The 2123-nt window shown below is 57.7% G+C and carries 2 protein-coding genes; one reads left to right on the top strand and one right to left on the bottom strand.

The features are described 5' to 3' along the window. Positions 1-165 precede the first annotated feature (165 nt). Entirely contained in the window at positions 166-1152 is a 987-nt protein-coding gene (locus E8A46_RS24060) for a LysR family transcriptional regulator (RefSeq protein WP_291566572.1), read from the top strand. A gap of 299 nt (positions 1153-1451) precedes the next feature. On the opposite strand, the gene E8A46_RS24055 is transcribed toward E8A46_RS24060, so the two are convergent. Beyond that, the gene (locus tag E8A46_RS24055; RefSeq protein WP_291566570.1) at positions 1452-1946 is read right to left on the bottom strand and encodes a hypothetical protein; all 495 of its coding nucleotides are present in this window, start codon (positions 1944-1946) and stop codon (positions 1452-1454) included. Between the last annotated feature and the right edge of the window lie 177 nt (positions 1947-2123).

Here is a 2123-nt window from a genome sequence, read left to right as displayed (position 1 = left end):
CTAGAAGCAAAAACAGGCTGCAGCGAGCGTAAAAACAGCTCACTTCGTGATCATGCTGCCTGATGTGGCGGCAAAGACCGGCAATTTCGGGTCGTTTCACGGGACTTCGACCGGCACGGGTCTTGCTGCTGTCTGCGACGTGCGGCCCCAAGGATGCCGCCTGAAATGCGCAAGAAGCAGGTGAGGACAAAACCAATCGCGCGAGCGGCCGTGCCGCCGGGGCGCGAAGCAGATCACGCCAGAACGAAATCACGCAGCCGGCTGCGCCCTCCACGGGTGCTGACTTACGTCGATGCCGTCGCACGGTACGGTTCGATCCGGAAGGCGGCGGACGCCCTCAACGTCGCCTCATCGGCCTTGAACCGCCAGATCCTTGACCTTGAAATCGATCTTGGCGCGCCTTTGTTCGAACGCTTGCCGCGGGGCGTCCGGGTCACGTCGGCCGGCGAAGCTTTTTTGGTCTATGCCCGCCTGGTGATTTCCGAGTTGAAAGCTGTCGAATCGCGGATTGAGCAGCTTCGCGGGCTGGTGCGCGGGCAAGTGAGCGTGGCAGCGGCAGAATCCGTGGCCGGCGAATTGCTGCCTTCGGCCATCACCCAATTCCAGGCGACCCATCCCTACGTCCGCTTTCATGTGCGGATCGGGGCTCCGGAAGAACTGGTCGAGGCCCTGGTTGCGGATCGGGTCGATCTGATTTTGACGCATGACGCCCCGCGCAAGAAGGACGTCACTATCGTCGCCGTGGCCAGGCAGGCGCTCTGTGCCATGGTGGCTCCGGACCATCCGCTCGCCAGCCGTGACAAGCTTCGCTTGCACGATTGCCTGGAGTTTCCGTTGGCGCTTGCCGACACCACGCTGGCCGGGCGCGGCCTCATCGAGCAGGTACTAGCGCGGGCTTCGTTCGATCTCGATCCAAGGCTGGTCTCGAACTCGGTCGAAGCGATGAAGGCCTTCGCCCACATGAATCGCGGCGTCTGCTTCCAATTCCGCAGTCCAGGCAAGGCGTTGATCCCCCCGGGTGACATGATCGCGCTTCCGCTGATCGATCCGCCATTGCTTCAGGCACAGTTGTTGCTCGCGATCCGAGGAAGCCGGGTTCTTCCGGTCGCCGCGGCCGCGTTCGTGGAGCAACTGAAGAGCGTGCTCGTATGAGTGTCGAGAGCGGGCATTCGAGTTACCGGTGAATTGAGAGCGCCTGCGTATGGCCGCTTCAGTCCAGTTCGGCAGCGCCGGGGCCAGCGCGCGGCGCTACAGTGGGTGGGCCAGCGGCCGGCGAACCAATCGACTTCCGCTTTGGGTCAAAAGGCGAAATACTCGCTCTGAGCAGATGTGGTCCGCTCTACACCCGAAAGCGGACTCAAGTCGGACATCGCGGCCATGTCCAAAAGGTGTCCCGAACAGACATGTCCTGCTATTCGATCACCTCGTCCGCGCGAGCGGGCGGAGAGCTTCTAAATCTTACCAGGACGCCGAGCGTACACCGCATACCTGGAAGCACACGCATTGATACCGCCTTTCCGCTTAATGAAAGCCCTAAGGGGTTCATTGGACGGCTTGGTCAACGCAGCAAACCTTAATGCTCGTGCCCACTTGCTGCGGCTCTTTTTGTCCAGGTGTGGCGCGGTGCAATAAATCACCACTGCAAATGCCTCACCAATTTTCAACGGCACAGGAGCCTTCAAAGAATCAAGCAATCGGTACAACCCCTCCTCCAGCCGATCTTCAGACTCCCATCGAGTTACCAAATTGAAAATGGCTCCGAGAAACATTCGAACCGCCATTCGGTTGCCGGAGGAAAAAGTTCGCTTCGATACCGCCCTTAGTGTTTCAAATTCAGACTCGAGACGTGATTGTTTGAGCGGCAACGCCTGTCGCTTATTTTTCGCAGATAACCGTATTTTCGGTGATTCCGCTGGAAGATAAGTTTGCTCTTGATCTAACTCCATATGGATTACTCCGTTCTTAAATCTCGGGCGAACACAGCCACAACAATGCCAAGCGTGATTGGCTGATAAAAATTAGTATTTCGACCGAAACGCCGCAAAAATATTTGTGCTTCATATAACAAGATGTCCGCAGCCTCGTTATCGCCTCAAGCAAACGATAAGAAAATCGCTTTTTTT

Source organism: Bradyrhizobium sp. (assembly GCF_004799445.1).
Classification (GTDB): Bacteria; Pseudomonadota; Alphaproteobacteria; order Rhizobiales; family Xanthobacteraceae; genus Bradyrhizobium.
Note: the sequence above shows the minus strand (reverse complement) of the source record. Positions and strands in the feature narration are given on the sequence as shown.

Bases quoted from the DNA above. Each gene is read 5' to 3' on its own strand.
- E8A46_RS24060 (WP_291566572.1), top strand. From the start codon at position 166: ATGCGCAAGAAGCAGGTGAGGACAAAACCAATCGCGCGAGCGGCCGTG.
- E8A46_RS24055 (WP_291566570.1), bottom strand. From the start codon at position 1,946: ATGGAGTTAGATCAAGAGCAAACTTATCTTCCAGCGGAATCACCGAAA.